Source organism: Streptomyces sp. NBC_00223 (assembly GCF_036199905.1).
Classification (GTDB): domain Bacteria; phylum Actinomycetota; class Actinomycetes; order Streptomycetales; family Streptomycetaceae; genus Actinacidiphila.
This window is the reverse complement of the sequence record NZ_CP108109.1, coordinates 3,522,537-3,541,014: the sequence shown is the minus strand read 5'-3', so window position 1 is coordinate 3,541,014 and position 18,478 is coordinate 3,522,537. Positions and strand designations below refer to the sequence as shown.

The 18,478-nt window shown below is 71.1% G+C and carries 19 protein-coding genes and 1 tRNA gene; 15 read left to right on the top strand and 5 right to left on the bottom strand.

The features are described 5' to 3' along the window. The first annotated feature begins 152 nt into the window (after positions 1-152). A tRNA-Lys gene (locus OHA30_RS14760) sits at positions 153-225 on the top strand. Positions 226-334: 109 nt separating this feature from the next. On the opposite strand, the gene OHA30_RS14755 is transcribed toward OHA30_RS14760, so the two are convergent. Then, positions 335-595 (bottom strand): hypothetical protein, encoded by a 261-nt coding sequence (locus tag OHA30_RS14755; protein WP_328914299.1) that lies wholly within the window; start codon positions 593-595, stop codon positions 335-337. A 464-nt stretch (positions 596-1,059) separates the two neighbouring features. Between OHA30_RS14755 and OHA30_RS14750 the strand changes: the two genes are divergently transcribed. Continuing rightward, positions 1,060-1,668: a DUF4352 domain-containing protein gene (locus tag OHA30_RS14750; protein ID WP_328914298.1), complete on the top strand. Its 609-nt coding sequence runs from the start codon at positions 1,060-1,062 to the stop codon at positions 1,666-1,668. 88 nt (positions 1,669-1,756) lie between these two features. Here the strand turns inward: OHA30_RS14750 and OHA30_RS14745 are convergent, their stop codons facing one another. The 4 genes from OHA30_RS14745 to OHA30_RS14730 form a co-directional block, all read right to left on the bottom strand. Further along, positions 1,757-2,080, bottom strand: a complete 324-nt coding sequence (locus OHA30_RS14745) for a MazG-like family protein (RefSeq protein WP_328914297.1) — start codon at positions 2,078-2,080, stop codon at positions 1,757-1,759. 79 nt (positions 2,081-2,159) lie between these two features. Next, positions 2,160-3,056 carry a YhjD/YihY/BrkB family envelope integrity protein gene (locus OHA30_RS14740; protein ID WP_328914296.1) on the bottom strand — a complete coding sequence of 299 codons (897 nt, stop codon included), beginning with the start codon at positions 3,054-3,056 and terminating at the stop codon, positions 2,160-2,162. A 117-nt stretch (positions 3,057-3,173) separates the two neighbouring features. Next, positions 3,174-3,941 (bottom strand): hydrogenase nickel incorporation protein HypB, encoded by a 768-nt coding sequence (hypB, locus tag OHA30_RS14735; protein WP_328914295.1) that lies wholly within the window; start codon positions 3,939-3,941, stop codon positions 3,174-3,176. A gap of 189 nt (positions 3,942-4,130) precedes the next feature. Further along, entirely contained in the window at positions 4,131-4,460 is a 330-nt protein-coding gene (locus OHA30_RS14730) for a hydrogenase maturation nickel metallochaperone HypA/HybF (RefSeq protein WP_328914294.1), read from the bottom strand. Positions 4,461-4,759: 299 nt separating this feature from the next. On the opposite strand from OHA30_RS14730, the gene OHA30_RS14725 reads away from it, so the two are divergent. The 13 genes from OHA30_RS14725 to OHA30_RS14670 all read left to right on the top strand — a co-directional run bounded on the left by OHA30_RS14725 (position 4,760) and on the right by OHA30_RS14670 (position 18,341). Further along, the gene (locus tag OHA30_RS14725) at positions 4,760-5,815 is read left to right on the top strand and encodes a hydrogenase expression protein HypE (protein ID WP_328914293.1); all 1,056 of its coding nucleotides are present in this window, start codon (positions 4,760-4,762) and stop codon (positions 5,813-5,815) included. A gap of 38 nt (positions 5,816-5,853) precedes the next feature. Beyond that, the gene (locus OHA30_RS14720; protein WP_328914292.1) at positions 5,854-7,644 is read left to right on the top strand and encodes a nickel-dependent hydrogenase large subunit; all 1,791 of its coding nucleotides are present in this window, start codon (positions 5,854-5,856) and stop codon (positions 7,642-7,644) included. Between the two features lies 1 nt (position 7,645). Further along, positions 7,646-8,665 carry a NifU family protein gene (locus OHA30_RS14715; RefSeq protein WP_328914291.1) on the top strand — a complete coding sequence of 340 codons (1,020 nt, stop codon included), beginning with the start codon at positions 7,646-7,648 and terminating at the stop codon, positions 8,663-8,665. Next, entirely contained in the window at positions 8,662-9,315 is a 654-nt protein-coding gene (locus OHA30_RS14710) for a DUF5947 family protein (protein WP_328914290.1), read from the top strand. The genes OHA30_RS14715 and OHA30_RS14710 overlap by 4 nt, the downstream gene beginning before the upstream one ends. Further along, positions 9,312-9,953 (top strand): DUF6084 family protein, encoded by a 642-nt coding sequence (locus OHA30_RS14705; protein ID WP_328914289.1) that lies wholly within the window; start codon positions 9,312-9,314, stop codon positions 9,951-9,953. Before OHA30_RS14710 ends, OHA30_RS14705 begins: the two co-directional genes overlap by 4 nt. Then, positions 9,950-11,743, top strand: coding sequence for a hypothetical protein (locus OHA30_RS14700; RefSeq protein ID WP_328914288.1), 1,794 nt, complete (start codon positions 9,950-9,952; stop codon positions 11,741-11,743). Before OHA30_RS14705 ends, OHA30_RS14700 begins: the two co-directional genes overlap by 4 nt. Further along, positions 11,740-11,859: a DUF6893 family small protein gene (locus tag OHA30_RS33985; protein WP_405785582.1), complete on the top strand. Its 120-nt coding sequence runs from the start codon at positions 11,740-11,742 to the stop codon at positions 11,857-11,859. Before OHA30_RS14700 ends, OHA30_RS33985 begins: the two co-directional genes overlap by 4 nt. After that, a complete protein-coding gene (locus tag OHA30_RS14695; RefSeq protein ID WP_328914287.1) occupies positions 11,856-12,437 on the top strand; it encodes a hydrogenase maturation protease in 582 nt (193 codons plus the stop codon). The genes OHA30_RS33985 and OHA30_RS14695 overlap by 4 nt, the downstream gene beginning before the upstream one ends. Positions 12,438-12,439: 2 nt before the next feature. Further along, positions 12,440-14,983, top strand: a complete 2,544-nt coding sequence (hypF, locus tag OHA30_RS14690; RefSeq protein ID WP_328917864.1) for a carbamoyltransferase HypF — start codon at positions 12,440-12,442, stop codon at positions 14,981-14,983. 135 nt (positions 14,984-15,118) lie between these two features. After that, positions 15,119-15,415, top strand: coding sequence for a HypC/HybG/HupF family hydrogenase formation chaperone (locus OHA30_RS14685; RefSeq protein WP_328914286.1), 297 nt, complete (start codon positions 15,119-15,121; stop codon positions 15,413-15,415). Continuing rightward, complete coding sequence (gene hypD, locus OHA30_RS14680) at positions 15,412-16,515, top strand: hydrogenase formation protein HypD (protein WP_328914285.1); 1,104 nt, start codon at positions 15,412-15,414, stop codon at positions 16,513-16,515. Before OHA30_RS14685 ends, hypD begins: the two co-directional genes overlap by 4 nt. 8 nt (positions 16,516-16,523) lie before the next feature. Beyond that, complete coding sequence (hypE, locus tag OHA30_RS14675) at positions 16,524-17,621, top strand: hydrogenase expression/formation protein HypE (RefSeq protein WP_405786102.1); 1,098 nt, start codon at positions 16,524-16,526, stop codon at positions 17,619-17,621. Continuing rightward, entirely contained in the window at positions 17,622-18,341 is a 720-nt protein-coding gene (locus OHA30_RS14670; RefSeq protein ID WP_328914284.1) for a DUF6390 family protein, read from the top strand. Positions 18,342-18,478 lie beyond the last annotated feature (137 nt).

Sequence of the window (18,478 nt, the reverse complement as noted above, 5' to 3'; positions counted from 1 at the left end):
CGGCCGCCGTACCGCTGTCCGCCACGCGTGCGCCCGGGGGCGGCCGACAGCCCGTCCCGGGCACCCTCTCGCGGCGGCCGAACGCCCCGACGGGCCCGCCCCGGATATGCCGCACCCCTCCTCCGCCACGACCCGGCTATGCTGCGGTGTGCGGGCCGTTAGCTCAATTGGCAGAGCAGTGGACTTTTAATCCATTGGTTGTGGGTTCGAGTCCCACACGGCCTACGGAAGGACCCCAGGTCAGACGTCAAGTCGCCCTGGGGTCCTCGGCGTTTCGAGGCGTGCGGAGATCCCTTGCCGATCGGACAAAGCTCCGTCGGCCGGCGCTCGTGGGTCAGATGAGCGCGGCGCGCACCGCGCCGAGCGCTTCGTCGAGGGTCGGGGCCGTGTTCTCGTGGCCGCTGAACCCCTCGTCGTCGGCGGGGTCGACGGTCCAGCCCCAGCCGCTCTCCGGGTGGCCGTCGATCGTCGCCGCGTGCCCGCCCTTCCGCAGGGTGATGGACAGGGTCCCGGACGGGAAGGCGGTCACGTCCGCGTGGGCGGTGTCGCCGAACGCGTGGTGGATCGCGTCGCGGGCTTCCTGCTCTGTGGTCATGCGCTGCTCCTGAACGGTGAGGATGACGGCGCGGCCGTCGGTCCCGTGAGGCTGCCGACCCGCCGGGGGCAGGCTAAGGCCCAGCCGCGGCGATCCGGCGGCGGCGCGGGCGATTCCCCCCAGCGAGTTCCACAACCGGTCCCAGCCCTCGGCATCCCCGAACCCGCCCGCCCCCGTCCGGCCCCCAGGAGAACCTGTGTCAGTCGCAAGCACTGGAGCAGCCGCGCACGGCAATGCGAACCAGCCGATGCCCTGCGTGGGGTCCGCGGCGCCCCGGGGCCCGGGCTCGGTGCTTCGGGGCCTGCAACTTCTCCTGGTGAACGATGGATTTGGGGCACGGCACCACGAAGTCATCACAGCAACGTCACAGCACCGACACAGCATGTGGAACGGTCGTACGAGGCCGAACGCCTCCACCACAATGAGCCGACCAAACAGGCCATTTCACCAGGGGGACGCACGCCTTGACGCGCCATGTCGTAGCCACCACGATCGCCACACTCACGCTCGCCGCGGCCCTCGCCGCCTGCAACGACAGCGGCAGCATCAAGAGCACTCCGGACAAGGACGCCACCACGCCTGCGGCCACGGCAAGCGCCCCGACGACGTCGGCCGTGAAGCCGAGCCCCACCGAGGCGGCCCCCACCAAGGCGGCCCCCGCCAAGATCGGCGACACCATCACCCTCCACGGCATGGACAAGGGCTCCCAAATCGCCGTCACTCTTGTCAAATGGGTCGACCCTGCCAAGGGAGCCGACGAATACACCACCCCCGAAAGCGGGAAGCGGTTCGTCGCCGCCCAGGTCCGGATCGTCAACACCGGCACGGGCGTATACGACGACAGCCCGTCCAACGGTGTCCAGATCGCCGACACCGAAGGCCAGCGTTTCAGCTCCGACCTCAACGACGTCTCGGCCGGCCCGTCCATGATTTCGGGAGTCAAACTCACTTCCGGCGACAAAGCCCTCGGCTACATCGCATTCCAGGTTCCCAAGGCGTCGAAGATCGCCAAGGTGCAGTTCTCGATGGACTCCGGTTTTGCCGACGAGACCGGCGAGTGGCAGCTCGGCTGACCGACACCCGACCCCGCGCCCCCGTGTCGTACCCCGGCCGGGGGCGTCGCCATGCCGAGGCTGCCCCGAGGTCCGGCAGCGACCTCTCTCAGTTCCTCGGCGTCAGTGATCGCTCGGCGACGATCTCCACCCGCTCCTGGAACACCTTCCCGGCGTCCGAGGTGAGAGTGGCCAGAGCCACCATGCTGCTGAGGATGACGTCGCACAGCTCGTGCTGGACGTCCTCCCAGGTGTGGGAACTGCCCTTGCGGGGGTTCGCGGCAGTCGCCCCCATCGCGGCCTGCGCCACCTCGCCCACCTCCTCCTGGACCTTGAGCAGCCGCAGCAGCCGCGCGGTCTCGGGTGTCGCGTTGTCCTTCTCGTCCAGCCACTGAACGAGCCGGTCGATCGTCGTCCACACCTCGTCGGTCACGACAGTGCTGCTCCTTGCCTCGATGATGAGCCCGACTGCCGCGGAACCCTGGCGGCGGCGCCGATCTGAAACCGGGCGGTCAGTCGATCGCGCCGCCTGAGCCGTCGGAGCGCCAGAGGACGCCGGGGGCGGGCTCCTCCGGGGTTTCGTACCAGCCCTCCTGGGCGCGCGGGCGCGGGATCTCGGCGCCGCGTCGGAGCATGCGGCCGTCGCGGACGTGGCGGCCGAGCAGCGCCCCGCCGAAGACCACGAAGCCGACGCCGACCAGCCAGGTCACCACGGTCAGTACGGTGCCGACCGGGCCGTAGGTGTCCGCGTTGCTGACGATCATCGGCGCGAAGAACAGATGGGAGAAGATCCGCAGGCCCGCCAGGCCCAGCATGGTGAACACCGCGCCCGGCAGCGCCGTACGCACCGCCACCCCGCCGCCGAGCAGAAAGCGCTGGCCCCACGCGAAGAACAGGACGCCGAGGACGAAGGTGAGGCCGATCCGGACCACGCCGCGCAGCGGACCGCTGCCCATGACGGCGACGCTCTGCGACTCGCAGAACAGATACGCGGTCAGCACCAGCAGCCACACCGTACGGCGCCAGTCGCGGTGCCAGGGCCCGGACGGAAGGTCCCAGATCTTGCGGTAGCCCGTCTCGACGCTCGCCACGAAGGAGAGGCCGAAGTACGCGAGCGACGCCAGGCTCCACGCGCTGGTGGCGCTCAGTACGTTGCGTGGCGCCGCGAACAGGTTGCGTACGCTGTGGGCGCCGGGCGGGTTCAGGCCCATGCCGTCGACCACCCACTGCGCGAAGCCGGGCCGGTGCTCCCACGGGGTCGCGGCGGCGACCACGACCAGCAGCGGCATGAGCGTGACGAAGCCCAGCGCGGCGAACCCCATCGAACGGTGCATCAGTTCGATGTGGACGGCCTGCTTCCACAGCCGCCCGGTGGCGGACCGTTTCCAGGCACTCATCAGTCCGGCCATGGCGTCACCTTCCCGCAGCGTTACCGCTGTGGATACCGGCCGAAGCCCCCCGCGCGCAACTCGGCCCGCACCAGGCCCGGTTGGGGCCCGCTTCCGAGGCCGTCGGGCGGGCGGGGATCACCGCTCCGGGGTCAGCCAGTCGTACCAGGCGTCAAGGCCCTCGCCCGTGGTCGCCGACACCGCGAGCACCTGTACGTCCGGGTTCACGGAACGCGCGTACCGCTCGCACCGGTCGACGTCGAAGTCCACGTACGGCAGCAGGTCGACCTTGTTGATGACGACGAGGTCGGCCGCGCCGAACATGTACGGGTACTTCAGTGGCTTGTCCGTGCCCTCGGTGACCGAGATGATCACGACCCGGCTGCGCTCGCCGAGGTCGAAGAGGGCCGGGCACACCAGATTGCCGACGTTCTCGACCAGGACCAGCGAACCGATCGCGGGCGTCAGCACCCGGAGCGCGTCGCGCATCATCTCGGCGTCGAGATGGCAGCCGGCGCCGGTGTTCACCTGGACCACCGGGCAGCCGGTGCGCCTGATCCGGTCGGCGTCGAGCATCGTCTCCTGGTCGCCCTCGACGACCGAGACGGCCCGCCGGCCCATGAGGTCGGCGATGGTGCGTTCCAGCAGGGTGGTCTTGCCCGCGCCCGGTGAACTCATCAGATTGACGGCGACGATGTCCTGCGTGGCCAGCCACTGGCGGTTACGGGCGGCGAGGGTCTCGTTCTTGGCGAGCACCTTCTGCTCAAGGGTGATCGTCTCGCCGCCGACCTCGGTACGTACGGCGCCGGCCTCCGAGAGGACCCCGCCCGCCTCCACACGCACGCCACCCGCCTCCGCGAGGACGCCACCCGCCTCCCGCGTCAGCACCCCCACCTGCGGGTGCACGTGGTCGTGCTCATGCCCATGCGAGTGCCCGTGATCGTGCCCGCCCCCATGCGAGTGCCCGCCCCCGTGCGAGTGCCCGCCGCCCCCCTCGTGCCCCGCACCTCCCGCGCCCCCCGAGTCCCCCACCGGTACGGCAATCCGCACGCCCCCGTCACCCTCGCCACCGCACCCGCACGTCCCGCACATATCTCAGCCCACTCTCATCGAAATGATCTGAAGCTCCCGCCCCGAGGTGATCTCCACATCGGCGCCGCCGCACGGGCACAGCAATACGGGATCGGTCAGCGGGAAATCGCTGTCGCACGTCCGGCAGTGCCCGCTTCCCGGCGGCTGCTCGATATCGAGCCGCGCGCCCTCGGCCACCGTCCCCTCGGTGATCAGGTCGAAGCAGAATCGCATCGAATCCGCCACCACCGCGGTGAGCAGACCCACGCGCAGCCGGACCGCGTGCACCCGCCGTCCGGCGGCACGTTCGCAGACCGCGTCGACAACGCTCTGGGTGAGCGACAATTCATGCATGCGTGCCTCGTCCCCGCGTTTGTGCCCACGACACCCCTGACCGTAGGAGATCGCTGCGGTTCCCGCGCCTTCCGACCGGTCGCCGGGCCCGGGGGAATCACCCGACCGGCTTATTCCGGGTGCGGAGGAAATCCGCCGCTCGTGGTGGAACACGGTGATCGACCGGTGGATCTCGTGTTGACAGGGTGTTCCGGCTGGGCCCAGATGGTAGCAATGTGAGCGACACCACACGTGTGGGTCGAAGGCGGTTCCCGGTGATACGGGGAAATCGCCCGTCAACCCCGGAAGGCGGCAACGCTATGCCGACAAAGGAAGCAGTCAAAGCCGAGGAAACCCTGATCCATGTGCTGTGGATCAATGCCGGTCTCAGCTGTGACGGCGATTCGGTGGCGCTCACCGCCGCCACCCAGCCCAGCATCGAGGAAATCGCGCTCGGCGCGCTGCCGGGCCTTCCGCAGGTCGCCGTCCACTGGCCGCTCATCGATTTCGAGTGCGGGCCCGCGGGCGGCGCCGACGACTTCCTTGAGTGGTTCTTCAAGGCGGACCGCGGAGAACTCGACCCGTTCGTCCTGGTGGTCGAGGGGTCGATTCCCAACGAGCAGCTGCACGACGAGGGCTACTGGTCCGGCTTCGGCAACGACCCGGCCACCGGACAGCCGAGGACCACCAGCGAATGGCTCTCCCGGCTGGCGCCGAAGGCCACCGCGATCGTCGCGGCCGGCACCTGCGCCACATACGGCGGCATCCACGCCATGGCGGGCAACCCGACCGGGGCGATGGGGGTGCCCGACTACCTGGGCTGGGACTGGAAGTCCAAGGCGGGCATCCCGATCGTGTGCGTGCCCGGCTGTCCGATCCAGCCGGACAACCTCTCGGAGACGCTCACCTATCTGCTCTACATGGCCACCGACCAGGCGCCCATGATCCCGCTCGACGAGTCGCTGCGGCCGACCTGGCTCTTCGGCCAGACCGTGCACGAGGGCTGCGACCGCGCGGGCTACTACGAGCAGGGCGACTTCGCGACGGAATACGGCTCGCCCAAGTGCATCGTCAAGCTCGGCTGCTGGGGACCGACCGTCAAGTGCAATGTCCCCAAGCGCGGCTGGATGAACGGTATCGGCGGCTGCCCGAATGTCGGCGGTATCTGCATCGGCTGCACGATGCCGGGATTCCCGGACAAGTTCATGCCGTTCATGGACGAGCCCCCCGGCGGAAAGCTCTCCACGAACTCGGTCGGGCTGTACGGAACGACGATGCGCCGGCTGCGGAAGATGACCACGCACACCCTCGACCAAGAACCGAAATGGCGTGAGCGGGGCAGGACCCTCACGACCGGTGCCACCCGCACCTGGTGACCGACCCACCGCAACGGACAGAGAGATGAGGCGGCGCAATGACGGCGACCCAGAACAGGGGTGGCACCGGGAGCCGGGGCACGGACGAACTGGTGGAGATGGCGTGGGACCCCATCACCCGTATCGTCGGAAGCCTGGGCATCTACACGAAGATCGACTTCAAGCAGCGTGTGGTCGCGGAATGCCACAGCACGAGTTCCATCTTCCGCGGCTATTCGGTCTTCATGAAGGGCAAGGACCCGCGCGACGCGCACTTCATCACCAGCCGGATCTGCGGAATCTGCGGTGACAACCACGCGACGTGTTCCTGTTACGCGCAGAACATGGCGTACGGGGTCAAGCCGCCGCACATCGCCGAATGGATCGTCAATCTCGGCGAGGCCGCCGAGTACATGTTCGACCACAATATCTTCCAGGAGAATCTGGTCGGGGTCGACTACTGCGAGAAAATGGTCGCCGAGACCAACCCCGGGGTGCTGGAGAAGGCCAATCGGACCGCTTCGCCGCACGCGGACGCCCATGGGTACAAGACCATCGGCGACATCATGCGCTCGCTGAATCCGTTCACCGGCGAGTTCTACCGCGAGGCGCTCCAGGTGAGCCGGATGACCCGGGAGATGTTCTGTCTGATGGAGGGCCGGCATGTGCACCCCTCCACGCTCTACCCGGGCGGCGTGGGCACGGTGGCGACCGTCCAGCTGATGACGGACTACATCACCCGCCTCCAGCGCTACGTCGAGTTCATGAAGAAGGTCGTGCCGATGCACGACGACCTCTTCGACTTCTTCTACGAGGCGCTGCCCGGCTACGAGATGGTCGGCAACCGCCGTATCCTGCTCGGCTGCTGGGGTGCCTTCCAGGACCCGGAGCACTGCAACTTCGAGTACAAGGACATGACCGACTGGGGTCGGAAGATGTACGTCACCCCGGGCGTCGTCGTGGACGGGAAGCTCGTCACCACCGACCTGGTGAAGATCAACCTGGGCATCCGCATCCTGCTCGGTTCGTCGTACTACGGCGACTGGGAGGACCAGGAGATGTTCGTGACGCACGACCCGCTGGGCAACCCGGTCGACCGGCGGCACCCGTGGAACCAGCACACCAACCCGCGGCCGCAGAAGCGGGACCTGGACGACAAGTACAGCTGGGTGATGTCGCCGCGGTGGTTCGACGGCAAGGACTACCTCGCCCTGGACACCGGCGGCGGACCGCTGGCGCGGCTGTGGACCACGGCGCTGGCCGGTCTGGTCGACATCGGCTACGTCAAGGCCACCGGCAGCAGTGTGCGGATCAACCTCCCCAAGACCGCGCTCAAGGGCCCGGTCGAGCTGGAGTGGAAGATCCCCCAGTGGAGCAACACCATCGAGCGCAACCGGGCCCGCACCTACTTCCAGGCGTATGTGGCCGCGTGCGCGCTGCACTTCGCCGAGAAGGCGCTGGTGGAGATCCGGGCCGGGCGGACCAAGACCTGGGAGAAGTTCGAGGTCCCGGAGGAGGGCGTCGGCTGCGGCTTCACCGAGGCGGTGCGCGGGGTCCTGTCCCACCACATGGTGATCCGCGACGGCAAGATCGCCAACTACCACCCGTACCCGCCGACCCCGTGGAACGCGAGCCCCCGCGACAGCTACGGCACCCCGGGGCCGTACGAGGACGCGGTGCAGGGCCAGCCGATCTTCGAGGAGAACGACCGGGAGCACTTCAAGGGCATCGACATCATGCGGACGGTCCGCAGCTTCGACCCCTGCCTGCCGTGCGGTGTGCACATGTACCTGGGCGAGGGCAAGAAGCTGGAACTGCTGCACTCCCCGACCCAGTCCGCGGGTGCGTGACGTGGCCGAGCGTCCCGAAGCCCCCGCCGACCGTGGGCCCGAATCGCCGGCCGACCACGGTCCGGCGTCCACCGAGGCCGTCGGGCACGTCACGTCCACCGAGGCCGACTGGCGTGCCACTGGCGAGCGTATCGACACCCTGATCGCCGCCGGCGCCTCCGGCGGCGCCGTCGCCCGCGAGCGCAGCGAGGAACTGGTCCGGCTGGTCACGGACTTCTACGGCGCCGGCCTCGAACGGCTGCTCGACCTGCTGTACGAGCGCGGCCACTTGGGCGAGGACGTCCTGGCCGCCCTCGCCGCCGACGACCTGGTGGCCAGCCTGCTGCTGGTGCACGGACTGCACCCGTACAGCGTGGAGACCCGGGTCGAGAAGGCGCTGGAGAGCGTACGGCCGTATCTCGGCTCCCACGGCGGCGATGTCGAACTGCTGGGCGTCGGTGACGACGGGGTGGTCCGGCTGCGGCTGCTGGGCAGTTGCGACGGCTGCCCGTCCTCCTCGGCCACGCTCACGCTCGCCGTGCAGGGCGCGGTCGAGGCGGCCGCGCCCGAGATCACCTCGATCGAGGTCGAGACCGCCTCCGACGAGGCGGCCGCCGGGCCGGTGGTCCCGGTCGACGCGCTGTTCGCCCGGCTGCACGACCAGGCGGCCGACGCCGACTCCGCCGGCGGCACCTGGCAGCCCGCCGGGGAGCTGGCCGGGCTGGAGTCCGGCGCCGTCACCCGCTTCACCGCCGCCGGCGTACCGGTGCTGGCCTGCCGGATCGGCGCGGACCTCTTCGCCTTCCGGGACCGCTGCGCCCGGTGCGACCAGCCGATGGCGGGCGCCGTCCTGGCCAGGCGGCTGGGCGGCGCCACCGGGGACGCGCTGCTGAGCTGCCCGGCCTGCCGCGCGCACTACGACGTCCGGCGGGCCGGCGCCTGCGTGGACGAGGAGGGCGCCCACCTGGACCCGCTGCCCGTGCTCGCGAGCGGCGGTACGGTCTCGGTCGCCGTCCCGGTGCCCGCCGCGGTGGCGACATGATCCTCCACGGCCGCCCGTCGGCCCCGGCCGCCGCCCTGCTGCGGATCGCCCGCGCGCGTCCCCGGCCGGCCGCGGGCGAGCGCTGCGAGATGTGCGCGGAGCCGGTCGGCGAGGGCCACGCGCATGTGGTGAACCTCGACAGCCGCGCCCTGATGTGCGCGTGCCGGCCCTGCTATCTGCTCTTCAGCGACCAGCGGGCGCATCTGCGCTACCGGGCGGTGCCCGAGCGCTATCTACGCTTCTCCGGGCTCGCGTTGGACGAGCGGACCTGGGACGAGTTGCAGATCCCGGTCGGGCTCGCCTTCCTGTTCCGCAACTCACTCCAGGGCCGTACGGTCGCCTTCTACCCCGGCCCCGCGGGCGCCACCGAGTCCGAACTGCCGCTGGACGCCTGGGACACCATCGTGACGGCCAACCCCGGACTGGCCGTGCTGCTCCCCGATGTGGAGGCGCTGCTCGTACGGCGCTCGAAGGGCGCGGACGGCTCGTGCCATCTGGTGCCCATCGACGCCTGCTACGAACTGGTGGGCCGGCTGCGGACGTTGTGGCGCGGCTTCGACGGCGGCCGACAGGCGCACGACGCGATGGACGCGTTCTTCGCGCACGTGGCGGAGCGCAGCCGGGACGCCGCCGTGGTCGGTACGTCATGAGCGGCCTCGGCTTCTCGGTGCTCGACGTGTTCGCCGAGCCGTACACCGTCGTGCCCCAACTGACCGCGCGGCTGCGGATCGAGGAGCAGACGGGCGAGCGGGTGCACGCGATCGTGCTGCGCTGCCAGGTCCGGATCGAACCGCAGCGGCGGCACTACGACGACGCCGAGGAGAACGGTCTGCGCGGGCTGTTCGGCGGGCGGGAGCGGTGGCCGGACACACTGAAGTCCTTCCAGTGGATGCAGTGCCACACCACCGTGCAGGGGTTCACCGGCTCCACCGAGGTCGACCTCGCGCTGCCCTGTACCTACGACTTCGACGTGATCGGCTCGCGCTATCTGCACGCTCTCGGCGACGGATCGGTGCCGCTCGCGCTGCTGTTCTCCGGCACGGTGTTCACCAAGGGCGCCGCGGGCTTCGGAGTGCGCCAGGTGCCGTGGGACTGCGAGGCCCGGCACGCGATGCCGGTCGAGGTCTGGCGCCGGATGATCGGCTTCCACTACCCCAACTCCGGCTGGATCAGGCTGGACAGGGATGTCCTGGACCGGATCGCCGACTTCCGCGCGCGGCGCGGGCTGATCGGCTGGGACGAGACGGTGAGCACGTTGTTGGCCGATGTCGGAGAGGTGGTCCCGTGAGTTCCGTCAGGCCGGTGGACCCGGTCGAACAGATCGAGAAGGCCGAGCCCGGCGGGTCCGTTGATACGCGGGGCCTCGACCAGGTCCGTACGGTCGCCGACGCGGTGCTGTACGAGGGGTATCTGCTCTATCCGTACCGGGCGAGTTCGGGCAAGAACCGGTCGCGCTGGCAGTTCGGCGTCCTCGGTCCGCCGCTCGCGGCGCCGGAGAGCTTCGGCGAGGAGCCGGGGATGGCCACGCAGGTGCTGCTGACGGACCCGGGCGACGCGCCCGCGTCGGTCGACGTCCGGCTGCGCTTCCTCCAGGTGCAGGTCCGCGAGGTGCAGCGGCTCGACGAGGACGGCGGCCACACCCCGGTCGGCACGCTCACCGTGGACGGGATGGCGGTGCTGAGCTGGGACGAGGCCGTGGAGCGGGAGATCGCGCTGCCCGCGCTCGCGCTCACCGAGCCGTACGACGCCCTGCACCGGGTCCCCGGCGGCGAGGACGTCGAGCCGCTGACGGACGCGCACGGTACGCCGGTCGGCCGCGTCGTACGGCGCAGGGAGCCGCTGGTGGCCCGGATCCGGACCGAGGCGGTGGCCGACGACGGCTTCGTACGGCTCACGGTGTCGGTGGACAACGAGCATCCCGCGCCGGCCGCCGACAAGGACGCGGCGATCCGCGCGTCGCTCATCGGTACGCACCTGATCCTCCAGGCGCGGGGCGCGCGCTTCGTCTCGCTGCTCGAACCGCCCGCCGAGGCGGAGGCCGCGGCCGCCCGCTGCCGGCAGCGGCGCTGCTGGCCGGTACTGGCCGGGCCGACCGGGTCGGCCGACACGGTGCTCGGCGCGCCGATCATCCTCTACGACCACCCGGAGGTGGCCGAGCAGAGCCCCGGCGCGCTCTTCGACTCCACCGAGATCGACGAGATCCTGACGCTGCGGGTGATGACGATGACGGAGGAGGAGAAGGCGGAGGCGCGGGCCACCGACCCCAAGGCGCGGGAGATCATCGAACGCTGCGACGGAATGTCGGCGGAGGATCTGCGGCGGCTGCACGGGCTGCTGCGCGATCCGTACGCGGTGCCGCCGCCCACGGGCGCGGGGCCCGGCGACGGCCTTCCCGGCCCGAGCCCCGACTCGGGCCCGGACCCCGACTCGGGCCCGGACCTTGGCGCCGCACCCGGCCCCGGCCTGGGCGGGCCCGGACCCGCACGCGGCGCTGGACCCGGCACCGGCGCCGCACCTGGTCCGGGCGGAGCCGGCATCGGCCTGGGCGCCGGCCTGGGCGCCGCACCCGGCCCTGACGCCGAAGCCGACCTGGGCTCTGGGCCCGGTGCCGGTCCGGGCGCCGCATCCGGCCCCGGCCTGGGCCGACCCGACCTCGGGCCCGGCTTCGGTGCCGCACCCGGCCCCGGCCCGGGCGGCCCCGGCCTTCCCGACGCCGATCCGACCCTCTTCGACACCGGCGGCGCCCCCTGGTGGGACCCCGCATCCGACGCCCAGGTCAGCCCCGAGTCCGACGCGGTCCTGATCGACGGGGTGAGCGTCGCCAAGGGCAGCCTCGTCCGCGTACGGCCCTCGCGCCGCGCCGACGCGCAGGACCTCTTCTTCGCCGGCCAGATCGCCCGCGTGGCCGCCGTCCTGAACGACGTGGACGGCGGGACGCACGTCGCCCTGCTGCTCGTCGACGACCCGGCGGCCGACATGCACGACTGGTACGGCCGCTACTTCTACTTCGCCCCCGACGAGTTGGAACCGCTGACCGTCGACAGTCCCCCGGAATCCCGAGAGGAGAGCCGATCATGAAGACCCTGGGCATCATCACCACCGCGGCGGCCGCCGCGGCCGCCGCCACCGCCGTGGTCGTCGGCGTGATGTCGATCCCCGACATCCGCCGCTACCTGCGTATGCGCTCGATGTGAGCGCGACCTCGGACACAGACACGGCCGCGGCCGACGGCATGACCGCGGCCGGTGGCGCACGCGCGGACCACGACGGCGCACGCGCGGCCGGCGCCGTCCTCGTGGCGGGCGTCGGCAACCTCTTCCTCGGCGACGACGGCTTCGGCCCCGAGGTCGTCCGGCGGCTGGCCGGGTCCGGCGGCCTGCCGCCGCAGATCCGGGTGACCGACTACGGCATCCGCGGCATGCATCTCGCCTACGACCTGCTCGACGGGTACGACGCGCTGATCCTGGTCGACGCCTACCCCGGGGACGGCCCGCCGGGGCGGCTGACCGTGCTGGAAATCGGTGCGAAAGACCTCGGTACGGGTGAATTCGACGCACATGGGATGAATCCCGTGTCAGTGCTGGCAAATATGGGTCAATTGGGCGGTATTCTTCCGCTCACCTACCTTGTGGGCTGCACGCCCGCCGGGGTCGAGGAGGGGATCGGCCTGAGCGAGGCCGTCTCCGCCGCGGTCCCCGAAGCGGTCGAGGCAGTACGCACACTGGTCCGGCGGCTCGTGCCGGCCGAACCCGCCGAGACCAGGAGCCCGTGAACATGTGCCTTGGCATCCCCGGTCAAGTCGTCGAGATCGTGCCCGGATACGCCGGCCAGCTCGCGCTGGTCGACGTGCAGGGGGCGCGGCGGCGGGTCAACATCGGGATGCTGGAGCAGCCCCCGGCCGATGGCGACTGGGTGCTGCTGCACATGGGCTTCGCGGTGGAGGTCATCGACCGGGCCAAGGCGGACGAGGCGCTGTCCGGGCTGGAGATGATGGGCCGCGCCCGTACCCAGCGGATCAGGCGCCGGTACGAGGTGCGCGGTGTCGTGCAGGGCGTGGGGTTCCGGCCCTTCGCCTACGTCACCGCCTCGGAGCTGGCGCTCGCCGGTACGGTCTCCAACACCACCGAGGGCGTGGTCGTCGAGGTCGAGGGCGGCGCCGAGGCGGTCGAGGAGTTCGGCCGGCGGCTGCGCGCCGACGCGCCGCCGCTCGCCGTCGTGGAGTCCGTGCACGCGTACGAGCAACCCACCCGGGGCGGCACGGAGTTCACCATCGAGGACTCCAGCGGGCAGGGCCGGGCCCGTACGCTGGTCTCGCCCGACATCGCCACCTGCGCGGACTGTCTGGCCGAGATGAGCGACCCGGCGAACCGGCGGTACCGCCACCCCTTCATCACCTGCACCCACTGCGGCCCCCGGTTCACGATCGTCACCGGCACGCCGTACGACCGGGCCGCCACCACGATGGCGGCCTTCCCCATGTGCGACGCCTGCCGCGCGGAGTACGAGGACCCGCGCGACCGCCGCTTCCACGCCCAGCCGATCGCCTGCCACGACTGCGGGCCCCGGCTCGAACTCGTCGGCAAGGACGGGCGGTCGCCGGTCGACGGCGAGGAGGCGCTGCGGTCGGCACGGCGGTTGCTCGCCGAGGGCCGGATCGTCGCGGTCAAGGGCCTCGGCGGCTACCACCTGGCGTGCGACGCCCGCAATGACGCGGCGGTGGCCGAGCTGCGCCGCCGCAAGCGGCGCGGCGGCAAGCCGTTCGCGGTGATGGTCGCGTCCCTCGACGTCGCCGCGGAGTTCGTGACGACGACCGAGGACGAGGAGGCGCTGCTCACCGGTATCCGGCGGCCGATCGTGCTCCTTGCGCGCCGGGCGGCGGGCCCGGGGGAGGGGGTGTCCGCGGCCGTCGCGCCCGGCAGCCCTGACCTGGGGCTGCTGCTGCCGTACACCCCGCTGCACGTACTGCTCTTCGGGCTCGGCGACGACGCGCCCGGGCCCGACGCGCTGGTGATGACCTCCGCCAACCTCTCCGGCGAGCCGATCGTCACCGACGACGACCGCGCGCTGGCCGAGCTTGACCCGCTGGCCGACGCCTGGCTGCGGCACGACCGGACGATCCACGTACCGTGCGACGACTCGGTCAGCCGGTTCGTGGCGGGCGCCGAACTGCCGGTGCGCAGGTCCCGCGGCTACGCGCCGCTGCCGCTCGCGCTGCCCTTCGAGGTGCCCCCGACCCTCGCGGTCGGCGCCGACCTGAAGAACACCTGCGCGCTGGGGGAGGGGCGTTACGCCTGGATCAGCCAGCACATCGGCGACATGGACGACCTGTCGACGGTGGACGCGCTGACCCGGACCGAACGGCACCTGGAACACCTCACCGGGGTCGACCCCGGGCAGCTGGTCGCCGACCGGCACCCCGACTACGGCTCCGCGGGCTGGGCCCGCGCGCACGCCGACGGCCGGCCGGTGCGTACCGTGCAGCACCACCACGCGCACATCGCCGCCGTGATGGGCGAACACGGGATCGGCGCCGGGGAGAGCGTGATCGGTGTCGCCTTCGACGGCACCGGCTACGGGACCGACGGCGCGGTGTGGGGCGGCGAGGTGCTGGTCGCCGACTACAAGTCCTTCCGCCGGGCCGCGCACCTCGGGTACGTGCCGCTGGCGGGCGGTGACGCGAGTGTGCTGCGGCCGTACCGGATGGCGCTCGCCCATCTGCGTACGGCGGGCGTCGGCTGGGACGAGCGGATCCCCGCGGTCCGCGCCTGCCCGGCCCGGGAACGGGACGTGCTGGCCCATCAGTTCGGCACCGGCTTCGGCTGCGTGCCGACGTCCAGCATGGGCCGGCTCTTCGACGCGGTCGCCTCGCTGGCCGGGGTGCGGCACGAGGTGGAGTACGAGGCCGAGGCCGCCATGGAGCTGGAGGGGCTGGCCCGGTCGGCCGGGCCCGGTCCGGCCGAGGGCTACGCGTTCCGGATCGGGCTCGGGCAGGTCGGGGAGCCCGCGGTCGCCGATCCGGGGCCGGTGGTCCGCGCGGTGGTCGCCGACGTCCGGGCGGGCGTCCGGGCGGAGTTGATCGCCGCGCGCTTCCACACGGCGGTCGCGGCGCTCATCGCCGACCTCGCCGAGATCTGCCGGATAGAGACGGGCCTCGGCGTGGTGGCGCTCGGCGGGGGTGTGTTCCAGAACGCCGTGCTGCTCGACCAGGCCCAACGCGCGCTGACCGAGCGGGGCTTCACCGTCCTGCGGCCCCGGCTGCTGCCCCCGAACGACGGCGGTATCGCGCTCGGTCAGCTGCTGATCGCCGCGGCGGGCTGACCGTCCGCCCCGGCCGGCCGGCCGTCACGTCGCGCCGAGGCGCCGGGCCCAGGCGTGCGCCGGACCGGCCGTCGTAGCCGGCGCGGGTCCACCGATCGAGGACTCACAGAGACGTCACAGAGAAGGAAGAGCGACATGTGTCTGGCCGTTCCGGGGCTTGTCCTCAGTACCGCCGAAGTCGACGGCACCTTGATGGCCGAGTGCGACTTCGGCGGCGTACGCAAAGAGGTGTGTCTGCAGTACATCCCCGACGCGGCGATCGGCGAATACGTCGTCGTGCACGTCGGATTCGCCATTCAGCGCCTCGACGAGCGGTCGGCCCAGGAGACCCTGGCCAATTTCGAACGGCTCGGAATCCTGGCCGAGGAGTTCGGGGACGGGTTCGAACTCGCCGCGCGACACAAAGAGTTGTCCGAAGGAGCAGCGAAGTGAAGTACCTGGACGAGTTCAGCGACCCGGAGTTGGCGAAGCGGCTGATCGACCGGATCCACGCCGTCACCACCCGGCGCTGGACCATGATGGAGGTCTGCGGGGGGCAGACGCACTCGATCATCCGGCACGGCATCGACCAACTGCTGCCCGAGAGCGTCGAGATGATCCACGGGCCGGGCTGTCCGGTCTGTGTGACCCCGCTGGAGATCATCGACCGGGCGCTGGCCATCGCGGCCCGTCCGGGGGTCATCTTCTGCTCCTTCGGCGACATGCTGCGGGTGCCGGGCAGCAGCCAGGACCTGTTCTCGGTCAAGAGCGCGGGCGGCGACGTCCGAGTCGTGTACTCGCCGCTGGACGCGCTGAAGCTGGCCCGGGAGAACCCGGACCGTGAGGTGGTGTTCTTCGGGATCGGCTTCGAGACCACCGCGCCCGCCAACGCGATGACCGTCTACCAGGCCAAACGGCTCGGCGTGCGCAACTTCTCGCTGCTGGTCTCGCACGTCCTGGTGCCGCCCGCGATCGCGGCCATCATGGAGTCGCCCACCTGCCGGGTGCAGGCGTTCCTCGCCGCCGGGCACGTGTGCAGCGTGATGGGCACCTCGGAGTACCCGCCCCTGGCGGAGAAGTACCGGGTGCCGATCGTGGTCACCGGCTTCGAACCGCTGGACATCCTGGAGGGCATCCGCCAGACGGTCGTCCAACTGGAGGAGGGTCGGCATGAGTTGGGCAACGCCTACCCCCGGGCCGTACGCGACGAGGGGAACGTGCCCGCCATGCGGATGCTGCGGGACGTCTTCGAGGTGACCGACCGCACCTGGCGCGGCATCGGGATGATCCCCGACAGCGGCTGGAAACTCTCCGACGACTACCGGGAGTTCGACGCCGAGCACCGGTTCGACGTGTCCGGCATCCGTACCGAGGAGTCGGCGCTGTGCAAGTCGGGAGACGTGCTCCAGGGCCTGATCAAGCCGCACGAGTGCGCGGCCTTCGGTCAGGAGTGCACCCCGCGCAACCCGCTCGGCGCCACGATGGTCTCCTCCGAGGGCGCGTGCGCCGCGTACTTCACATACCGCCGCCTGGAACTGGTCGATGCCAAGTGACCGACGCGATGGAGTACACGGCCCCGTCGACGCCGGCCGGGCCAGTGGCGTCGGACCTCGACTTCGAGAGCTGGGTCTGTCCCGTACCGCTGCGGGACTCCCCGTACGTGGTGATGGGCCACGGCGGCGGCGGGGCGATGTCCGGTGAGCTGATCGAGCATCTGTTCCTGCCCGGCTTCGGTACGGCAGCGGCGGCGGAACTCGGCGACTCGGCGGTCCTGACGGTCGGCGGCGGCACCCGGCTGGCCTTCTCCACCGACTCGTTCGTGGTGAAGCCGATGTTCTTCCCCGGCGGGTCGATCGGCGACCTGGCGGTGAACGGGACGGTCAACGACCTGGCGATGTCGGGGGCGACCCCGCTGTTCCTGTCGACCGCGTTCATCCTCCAGGAGGGCACCGCGCTGAGCGAACTCGGCCGCATCGCCCAGGCGATGGGCGTGGCCGCGCGGGCGGCCGGCGTACAACTGGTCACGGGGGACACCAAGGTCGTGGACAGCGCCGGCGGTGACGGCGTCTACATCAACACCTCCGGCATCGGCGTGGTCCCCGACGGCGTCGACATCAACCCCCGACGGGCCAGGCCCGGTGACGCGGTGCTGGTCAGCGGGGACATCGGGGTGCACGGCGTGGCGGTGATGAGCTGCCGCGAGGGTCTGGAGTTCGGCACCACCGTGGAGAGCGACACCGCCGCCCTGCACGGACTGGTCGCCGCGATGCTCGCCACGGGCGCGGATCTGCATGTCCTGCGGGACCCGACCCGCGGCGGTGTCTCCGCGTCGCTGAACGAGATCGCCCGCGCCTCGGACGTCGGCGTCGAGCTGGTGGAGCGCGAACTGCCCGTGCCGCAGCCGGTACGGGACGCCTGCGGGCTGCTCGGACTCGATCCGCTCCAGGTGGCGAACGAGGGCAAGCTGCTCGCCTTCGTACCCGCCGAATCCGCCGACGAGGTGCTGGCAGCCCTGCGGGCGCACCCGTTGGGGCGGTCGGCGTGCCGGATCGGCACCTGCGTGGCGGACCACCGCGGGATGGTCGTCGCCAGGACCGCGCTGGGCGGGACCCGGGTCGTCGGCCTGCCGATCGGTGAACAACTGCCGAGGATCTGCTGAATGAGCGCACAGGGCGCACTGCTCTTCGCGCGCTACGCCTACCCGCCGAACGAACTCGGCTACTGCGGACCCCCGGACGCGTCGGCCCTGCTCAGGGCCGACGCGGTGGCCGGGATCGAGCGCCGGGCCCGGGAGTTCGAGGGGGCGTGGTGCTATCTGGAGTTCCTCGCCGAGACCGCCGGGGTCGCCGATCCGCTCGACGCGCGGGTGGTCGAGGCGTACTGGATCGGCAACGACCTGCTGGACCGCGTGGACTCCGCGGCGCTGGTCGAGCGCATGCGGGACCGGTTCCGCGGTCAACTCGGCGGCACCTGGCGGGAGGCGGGCCACCGGGCGCTCGCCCACCACAGCTTCCAGGTGTTCGATGTGTACCCGTGGGCGCGGATGCTGCGGACCAGCGGTAATCCGAGCGCGCTTTCGGTGCTCGACCAGTGCCGGATCCGTACCGGGGTGGTGCTCGGGGTGGACGGGGAGTCGGCGACCGTGGAGTCCCGGCCGCTGGCCTGGGACGGCGGGGCGATGGTGACCGGGCCGGCCCGTACGGAGCGGGTGCGCTGGTCGACCGGCGGCCGCGCGCTGATCGACGGCCTCGCGCCCGGCGACCGGGTGGCACTGCACTGGGACTGGGTGTGCGACGTCCTCACCGAGGCCCAGGCCACCCGTGTCGAGTCCCTGGAATCCCACCAGCGCACCGCCCTCAACGCCCTGGGTGTGGGATAGCCGGCACCGCAGAGGCGCGCTCGGAAAGAACGGGGAACGACGGAAAAAACTGTGGGGATCGGTGCATCCATTTGCCGTGCTCGCGCATCTCATGGAGAGGCGGCATTCTCATACGGCCGCGCCGTAGGGGCATTTGG